The 8,721-nt window shown below is 65.5% G+C and carries 3 protein-coding genes; 2 read left to right on the top strand and 1 reads right to left on the bottom strand.

The genetic code is table 11. The features are described from left to right. Positions 1-167 precede the first annotated feature (167 nt). Positions 168-2,609: a cellulase family glycosylhydrolase gene (locus ABFE16_02690; GenBank protein MEN6344180.1), complete on the bottom strand. Its 2,442-nt coding sequence runs from the start codon at positions 2,607-2,609 to the stop codon at positions 168-170. A gap of 254 nt (positions 2,610-2,863) precedes the next feature. Here ABFE16_02690 and ABFE16_02685 point away from each other — a divergent pair, with 254 nt between their 5' ends. Both ABFE16_02685 and ABFE16_02680 read left to right on the top strand, forming a co-directional pair. Then, the gene (locus tag ABFE16_02685; GenBank protein ID MEN6344179.1) at positions 2,864-5,653 is read left to right on the top strand and encodes a DUF3604 domain-containing protein; all 2,790 of its coding nucleotides are present in this window, start codon (positions 2,864-2,866) and stop codon (positions 5,651-5,653) included. 48 nt (positions 5,654-5,701) lie between these two features. After that, positions 5,702-8,692, top strand: a complete 2,991-nt coding sequence (locus ABFE16_02680) for a cation-translocating P-type ATPase family protein (protein ID MEN6344178.1) — start codon at positions 5,702-5,704, stop codon at positions 8,690-8,692. Positions 8,693-8,721 lie beyond the last annotated feature (29 nt).

The following is an 8,721-nucleotide window of genomic DNA, read 5'->3' as shown; positions in this document are numbered from 1 at the left end:
TGCAGGGATTGAGGCAAGTGGACTGTCTGTGGTTCATCGTTACCCTCCTGAGATCGTCCTGTGGTCGGACGGCGGTTCTGCAGCCTGCAGAAACACAACGTGCCGGACCAGTGTCTTTGACGGCCAGGGGGCGGCCCCGGGTTCCCTCAGGGCCTCCTGTGCCTCCGCTACCAGAAGACCCTGGCTGCAAGGTCACGCTCCACGCGACCGAAGTCGAGGGCGACCTTCCCATCAGTCACCGGCAGGGACTTCTCTCCGGTGAGCTTACCCGACCAGGTGTCCCAGAGCTGCACGCGGCAGGTCGTCCCCGTGAATCCCGCCGGCGCCTCGAGGGTCACCCGGGCGCTTTCGACCGGCGCGATCTCGTGCTTTTCAGCCACGTTCCACCAGGTGTGGGCCCTGTTCTGCGCCCAGACCAGAGTCGTCGTCTTGCCTCGCAGCCCCAGGACTCGCAGCGCCGCCGGTTGGCCCTGGGGAGTGATGGGCACGAAGCCCTCGGTGTTGAAGCCGACGCCCTGGACGAAGTTCGCGACCCCGCGGTAGTGGAACCAGAGGTTCTGCGGCGCTACGTAGTTATCCCACCACCACAGGTGCGCAGGACCTGCCGCTCCCGCCATCAGCGCACCCCACATGCCGTTGTGGAGGTTTACGCCCTCCGGGTCGTCCTTCATTCGCGGGCTGCCGCCCCAAGTCTCGTTGACGAGACCGAACTCAGCGAAGAAACAGGGCTTGCCGAAGGTGCGGATCATGGCGACGTGGTCGACCATCATCTGCGCCATGTCCTTGCCGAACTCGGTGGACTTCCACTGCGGGTGCCAGTAGCCGTGCATCTGGGCGAACTCCATCTCCGGCATGGCCCACAGGTCGGGCTCGAAGACGAAGCTGCCCAGGCTGTTGACGATCAGGTGGCGGTTCGCGTCGATGCTGCGCAGGTAGTGGGCCATATCTCGTGCCCACTCCTGCACCGGCTTCTCCTCGTAGCCCTGCACGCAGTTGATCTCGTTCCAGAACTCGAAGGCCATCACGTTCGGCGACCAACCCCAGCGCGCGACGGCGTAGCGGAGGCGGTTGCGCCACATCTGCCGCGCCTGCTCCTTGGTGAAGACATCGAGCACCTTGTCGCAGGGACCACCGTTGGCCTTCGCATAGGGGTTGTCGGCGTCAAAGGTGCGGAAGGCCTCGAGGCACAGCTTGAGGTAGATGCCCTTCTCCTGGGCCAGCCGGAGGACGTAGTCGAACTGCCAGGCTCGGTCGAGCTTGTAGCTGCCGGGCTTGCCCCACTCGTAACCGAAGGCCCAGCTCGGCATCCAGATTCGCGCGTAGTTGCCGCCGTTCTCTGCGAGGCGGCTGAACCAGTCATCGTAGTCAAAGGTGCCGGGATCGCTGCGGTACCAGCAGACGTTCAGACCGTTGGCGACGTAGGGCTCGCCGGAGGCGAACTCGAAGTAGTGCGGATCGGACTTGCTGACACGCACGAAGGGTCGTGGTTTGCCCGGTGCGACGGTGACCTGCGTGTCGGCAGTGACCTGTCCGGTGCGATCCTTGGCGACGAGGGCCACCTGGTAGTTGCCGGGAAGCTGAGGCAGGAAGCGGACCTGCCACTCCGGGTTCCCCTGCGGCGTCAGCAGCTCGGCGTGCTGGTTGGCTGCTTCGGATACGTCCTCGCGCAGGTAGTCCTGGTTGTAGAAGCCGGGTACGGTGAAAGTCTTGCCGTCGGGGCCGGTGATGGTTGCGTCCACGGCGACCTCCTCCTGCCAGAAGGGCGTCTTCCAGGTGCCCTGCAGGTCCAGGTGCACGGTAGCCAGGTTCCCCTGCGTCGCCTGCGCCGGCTCGACAGACTTCACGACGAGCTTGAGCGGCTGGTCGCTGGTGAGGTTCATCGTCGGCACCACCCAGGTCTTGGGGTCACGGGGTGTAAGAGTGAAGGAAAGGGTGAAACGGTCGGCGGGGGTCACGTCACGGGCGCCTTCGAGAATCTTTACGAAGGCCTGGTAGGACGAGCCCTTCCACTGCCGCGTGTCCTGGACATTACAGGTTCGCGGGCGGTCGAGAGACAGGCTGAGCTGTGAGGGCGAGCCGGAATCGAAGACATAGGCCGAAGTGCGCCCGGCGACAAAGTGGTAGTTCGCGGGCAGCTTCGCCGGGAAGGCCATCTGCAGACGAGGATAGAGGAAGAGTTGCCGATCCTGGAAGCGCTCAAGGGGCAGGTCCAGGACCAGGGAGACCTCGTTGACCCGCATCGTGTCGAGGGGCCGAAGCTCGTACTCGAACCGCAAGGCCTCGCCCTGGACGGTCACTCGCTGGCTGTACTCCCAGGGCTTGCCGGAGGCCTTCTCGGTGATCCGCCCGGAGAGCTGCGCACCGGTCTGGCTCGCGGTCGGGTTGCTGACGGTGGCATCGCGCTGCACCGCGCTTTCCCAATTCGGGCCGAAGATCATGAGCTTAGCATCGGTGACCAGTGGGGCGCCCTGATCGGTGACGGTGAAGGAACCATCGCGACGCAACTGCACTTCGGCGCCACTCGAACCATAGTGGGCCAGAGGCTGATCCTGAGCGAAGACGGGAACAGATAGGAGTAGAGCGAGGGGAAAGGCGAGATACGCCGTCACGGAGAGAACCTCCCTGTTCCGCCCGGACGCAAGAACTGCTGCGGGCGTTCTGTGGGGATATCGCAGTCAGCACTTCCCGACTGAGCACAGGAGTTCCTGCATGGTCGGAGGTGTCCCTGACTAGGTGGCGAGCGCAGGAATCCGGGCCGAAGGCAGGGAAGAACGAACAAGGCAGAGCGTAACCGCATCCACCGACGAGACGCCGAGCGTCGTCCGCAGTGCTCACTTCGTGCAGGGCTTCGGAGGCGATGAGGATGCACAGGTTAGGGCGCTTTCTGATAGCGGTAGCCGTTGTGGCGGGCTTGGGAGGGCCCTGGGCGTCCGCGCAAGTCGTGGAGATGATCCCCAACGGCAGCTTCGACGCCGACCTGAACGGCTGGACGCTGGACCTCGGTGCGACAGTGCTCGAGGATGCCACGCAAGCCCGTTCGAAGCCCCGGTGTGTGACCGCCGAGACAACCGAGCCCAATCGGCACGGGCTCCTGGCACGTCGCATGACCCTCGTGCCCGGTCGCCTGTATGAGGTCGAGGCCTGGGCACGGGCAACCAACAACACCAAGCTCGTGTTGTGGCGCAGTCAGGGCACCGAGCGCACGATGATCTCAGCCTTCGAGAACGTCAAGCCACGCTGGCAGCGCTGCCTTGCGACCTTCTCCGTCGATAGGCCCGGTGAGTACACCCTCGAGTTCATCATCGCCTCCTCCCACGGCGCCCCCTTCGGCAAGATGTGGGTGGATGATGTCGCGATGCGAGAGTATACGACCGCTCGTTTCGGTGAGATCTCCGGCGGACTTGGCTACAACGACTTCCCCGTAGTGACCAGCACTCAAGACGGCAGCCTCTGGGCCGCCTGGGTATCCTTCCGCGACAATCACGACACCTTGCAGGTCGCTCGAGGCCACCTGGAGGGCGAGGACGTCAAGATCGACCGCACCTGGCAGGTCGAGGGCGGGCCGATGACCTATCTCCTCGATCCCTGCCTGGCAAGCGACGGCACCAGCGTCTGGCTCGCCTACTCCTCGGAGAGGGAGGGCAACTGGGAGGTCTACGCGACCCGGCTGAGTGATCAGGGCCCCGGCACTCTCCTGTGTTTGTCTCGCGACCCGGCCGTCGACCTCAAGCCGGCGCTGACGGTGCTCGGTGATCGCGTGTGGGCGGGCTGGGAGAGCAATCGTGATGCGGGGATGCGCCAGATCTACCTGTGCACGATCAGCGGTGACGAGGTCGGCCGGGCACAGCGTCTGTCCTCCGGTGGCAGCGACAACTACGCGCCGACCCTGGCCGCGGTATCGCCGGAGGACCTCTGGGTCGTGTGGCACAGCTTTCGCGACAACAACATGGACCTCTTCGGCCGACACTGGACCGCCGAAGGGGCCGGCAACGAGATGCGGCTGACGCAGGCCTCGATCATCGACCGCGAGGCAAAGCTGGTTGCCCACAAGGGGCAGTTCTGGATGACCTGGGACACCGCCAACCCGACGGGCTATCACATCGGCGCAGCAGCCACGAAACGGGTGCAGATCGCTCAGATCACGCCCCGGGGCCTCCAGACCCCGCTGGGAATCGAGAAGACCTTGCTGCAGGAGAGGGCCGAGGCCGGAGACTTCGCCTTCGACAGCACCGGGCGACTGTGGGTGGCAGCGCAGACCCCTCGGCCGAAGTCGGGCTTCGTGGTCTCGCCGCTGTGCTATGCCGGAACGGTCTGGACCGGCGAGCTGCGGATGAGCACACAGAAGGGGCTCTGTCGGCGTCCCAATCTGGTGATGCTGAAGGACCGGCCGGTGGTGATCTACCAGGCGGATACCACACCCGGGTCCTGGGCGACGATAGAGGACAGCCAGAACGGGCTGAGCGGAATCTACGCGGCGGCGCTCAACACGACACAAGTCCCCTCCGTCTCGGCGATGACGTTGGCCCCGTACCTCGAGCCGGTGGAGGTGTTCGAAGCGGGCACGATCCGTCAGGCAAGAGGCGAGGACTTGCCCGGCACCAGCATCGACTACGACGGCCGGCGACTGAACCTCTACTTTGGCGACCTTCACAACCACACGGATATCTCGATCTGTAATCGTGTGGGCGACCAGACCCAGGTGCAGGCATACCAGAGCATGCGGGATATCGCCCGGCACGACTTCGCCGCCTGCACGGACCATGGCTACAACATCAACGCGTACCTGTGGAACTACCTGGCGAAGATCGCTCGGGCCAACAATGACCCGGGACGCTTCCTGACCTTTCTGGCGGAGGAGTGGACCTCCTCCTTTGAGAAGTATGATGACCCGAAGCGGCCCTACGGCTACTACGGTCACCGCAACCTGATCCTGGGTGATCCGTACTTCCCGTTCTGGCTGAACGAGCGCGACGGGAAGACGCCGGCGGAGGTATGGGAGATTCTGCGCAAGGCGAAGGCCGACTTCGTGCACATCCCGCACCAGTTGGCGGACACTGGCAACGTGCCGACCGACTGGAGCTTCGTTGACGAGAAGGCCCAGCCGGTGGCGGAGATCTTCCAGACCCGGGGCTCCTATGAGTACGAGGGCACGCCCAGGCAGGCGAAGAACAGCACGCCGAAGGGCTGGTTCCTGCAGGACGCCTGGGCTCAGGGAGTGGTGATCGGCGTCATCGCCTCGCCGGATCACGGTGGCGGCATGGGCAAGGCAGCGGTGTATGCGCCGGAGCTGTCGCGCAAGGCGATCCTCGAAGCGATCCGGCAGCGGCACACCTACGGCACGACGGCGGCCAAGATCGCGCTGGACGTTCGGGTGCAGGGCCGGCTGATGGGGGAGAAGCTACCTGCTTCGGACGGCACGCCCGTGAGGGTGGAGATTCATGCGACCTGCCCGGGCGACATCGACCGTGTGGACGTGTGCCGCAGCAACGTCTTCGTCTACACGCCGCAGGTGCAGGGCAAGGAGTGCAACATCACGTACCTGGACAATCAGCCGCCCAAGGGCTCCTGCTACTACTATGTGCGGGTGATCCAGAGGGACGGCGAGATTGCCTGGTCGTCGCCGGTGTGGCTGGGCACCAACGGACCGAGCTAGGGCCGATGGTCAGCACGGAACCGCTACGGACATCAACGGTGATTGGATTTGCACGAACCTGAGCGCCACGCTCCCTGGAAGGCCTTTGTGTTCCCGGCCGTCGTCGCGGTGCTGGTGCTCCTGCGCTGGCTCGGGCCGTGGAAGTCGATCGGCGGTCTGGACCTCTCAGTCCTGATCGTCGCCTTCGGCGGCTGGCGCATCTTCCTCGGCGCCGTCGAGAACCTCCTGCGGTTCCAGATCAAGGGCGATCTGCCGGTCGCTATCGCCTCACTGGCGGCCTTGTCCATCGGGCAGTACCTCGCCGCCGCCGAAGTCATCCTGATCATGCTGATTGGTGAGGCGCTGGAGGAGTTCACCTCCAGCCGCACTCAGGCAGACCTGCGCCGACTCATCTCGGTCATGCCTCGGCGTGCGCGGGTTCGTGTCGATGGCGAGGAGCGCGAGGTCCCGGTCGAGGAAGTCTGCGTCGGCACGCTGGTCATTGTGCGCCCCGGTGAGCGTCTCCCGGTGGACGGCGAAGTGGTCGAGGGCGCCTCGGATGTCGATGAGAGCGCCTTCACGGGTGAACCGATCCCCGTCGCGAAGACGCCGGGGCAGGAGGTCCTCACCGGCACCGTCAACCTGACCGGTGCGCTGGAAGTCCGGGCGAGCAAGGTCGGCGAAGACACCACGCTGGCGCGGATCATCCGCCTCATGGAGCAGATTGAGGAGCAGGAAGCGCCGGTGCAGCGCCGGGCCGATCGCTATGCGGTGTACTTCGTGCCGGTCGTGCTGGCGATCGCCCTCGCCGTGTTCCTGATCACCAAGAACAAGGTCAGCGCGATCTCGGTGCTGGTTGTGGCCTGTCCGTGCTCGCTTGTGCTGGCGGTCCCCACGGCGGTCGTGGCGGCCCTCGGGCGACTGGCCCGGGATGGCGTCCTGGTCAAGAGCGGCGTGGCGCTGGAGGCCTGCGGCGCCATCGACTGCGTGGTCTTCGACAAGACCGGCACCCTGACCCTTGGGCAGCCGAGAGTGGGCGAAGTGGTTGGCCTGGGCTTGCCTGAGGAAGAGGTGCTCCAGCTTGCCGCTGCGGCCGAGTCGCGCTCCGAGCATGTCATCGGTCGGCTCATCGAGACCGAAGCGCGCCAGAGAGGCTTGCCCGTTGTCGTACCCGAGGACTTCGAGGCGCTTCCGGGGCTTGGCGTGAGGGCGACCGTCAAGGGACGCCGAGTGACTGTCGGCCGCCGGGAGCTTCTGGAGGAGTGCGGGATTGCGCTCTCGGCCCAGGCCTTACAGGAGGTCGAAGGTCTCCACGCTGCCGGGCAAACGCTGGTGCTGGTTGGCGTCGACACTGAGGTCGTGGGCTTGCTGTCAGTAGTCGACCAGGTACGTGAGCACGCAGCGGCAGCCGTCGCTTCCCTGCGCGAGGCCGGAGTGCGTCGGATTGTGATACTGACGGGTGACAACGAGAACGCTGCGCGCAATCTTGGGAACCGGGTCGGCATCAACGAGGTGTATGCGGGGCTGCTTCCCCGTGAGAAGTCCGAGCGGATTCGTGACCTGCAGGCCGAGGGGCTGCGAGTGCTGATGGTCGGCGACGGCGTCAACGATGCACCGGCCCTGGCGGCGGCACAGGTGGGTGTGGCGATGGGCGACATTGGCACCGACCTCGCTGCCGAAGCCGCCGACGTCGTCCTCATGACCGACGACCTTACGCGCCTGGAGCCACTCCTGAGGATCAGCCGCCGGGCGCTGCAGACGATTGACGAGAACATCCGCTGGTTCGCCCTGGCCTTCAACGGCGTCGGCGTTGCCCTTGCCGGCTGGGGCAAGGTTACGCCGGTGGTCGCCGCCGTGATCCACCAGATTGGGTCGCTGGCGGTGATCAGCAACTCGCTGCGACTGCTAGGATCGCCGCGACAGCTCGGGAAGCGGGCTGCGAGAACCGGCGGCCAAGCGCTCCGGAATCTGCGGGAGTATGTCGGGCTTCCGGCCTTGCCAAAGCGCCGAGCGCTTGCTGCGCTGCTGCGGCGAGTCTGGCAGGCGGATCGTCGCGTGCTGGTCGGTGGGCTCCTTCTGCTGTGGGTGGCCTCCGGTGCGTACCAGATTGGGCCGGGCGATGTGGGCGTGGTTCGAGTGCTGGGCCGGTATCTGGGCACCGCTCAACCGGGTCTACGCTACTCGCCACCCTGGCCGATCGGACGAGTGACGGCGGTAGCCACCAGCCGCGTGCGTGCCCTCGAGATTGGCTTCCGGTCCAGTGGCGGCGTCGGCCTTGCACAGTCGGCAGCTTACGAGTGGAACACCCAGCACCGCTCCAAGAGCTACCGGGCCGTTCCCGCCGAGTCGATCATGGTGAGCGGCGACGCCAACCTTGTGGACGTGACGGCCGTGGTCCATTACCAGGTTGCGGACCCGGTGCGCTATGCCCTGACCTTGACCTCAGGACCGGTTCTGGTCCGGGCGATCTGTGAGCATGCAGTCCGCTGTGCAGTGAACGGCGCGCCGGCGGACGACCTCCTGGTGAGTGGTCGTGCTCGACTCGAAGAGGCAATCCTGCAGGAGGCCCAGACTCTCGCCGATCACTACGGGAGCGGCCTGCGAATCGTCCGCGTGGCCTTACAGGATGTCCATCCGCCGGTGGAGGTCGTGGATGCCTACCGGTCGGTCTCGAGCGAGGCCGAACAGAAGCAGCGCAAGATCAACGAGGCCGAGGCCTACGCCGGCGAGCAGTTGCTCCTTGGTCAGGGCGAGTCTGCGAAGCAGCGTCTTGACGCCGCCGCCTATGCCGTCAACCGCGAGCGCCGGGCTGTCGGCGATGCAACTCGCTTCACCTTTCGCGAGCAAGCCTACCGAAGCGGGCCGCAGGTCGAGCGAATCCGCCTGCATCTCAAGGCGGTCGACGAGGGTCTGACGAGTCCGCGGAAGATCGTGCTCGATAGTCAGGCGGTCGGGAGACGCCAGTTGCTCTATGTCGGCCCCGAGGGCCTGCGCCTGAGTCTTCCGCAAGAGGCACCACCTGCCGCGGACCTGCAGAACGTGCCGCCGCCTGCAGGATAGCATGACGTGCAGAGCCCAGGGACCCCACA

Source organism: Armatimonadia bacterium, from assembly GCA_039679385.1.
Lineage (GTDB): Bacteria > Armatimonadota > Zipacnadia > Zipacnadales > JABUFB01 > JAJFTQ01.
The sequence above is the reverse complement of the archived record's forward strand: the minus strand, read 5'-3'. Positions and strand labels throughout refer to the sequence as shown.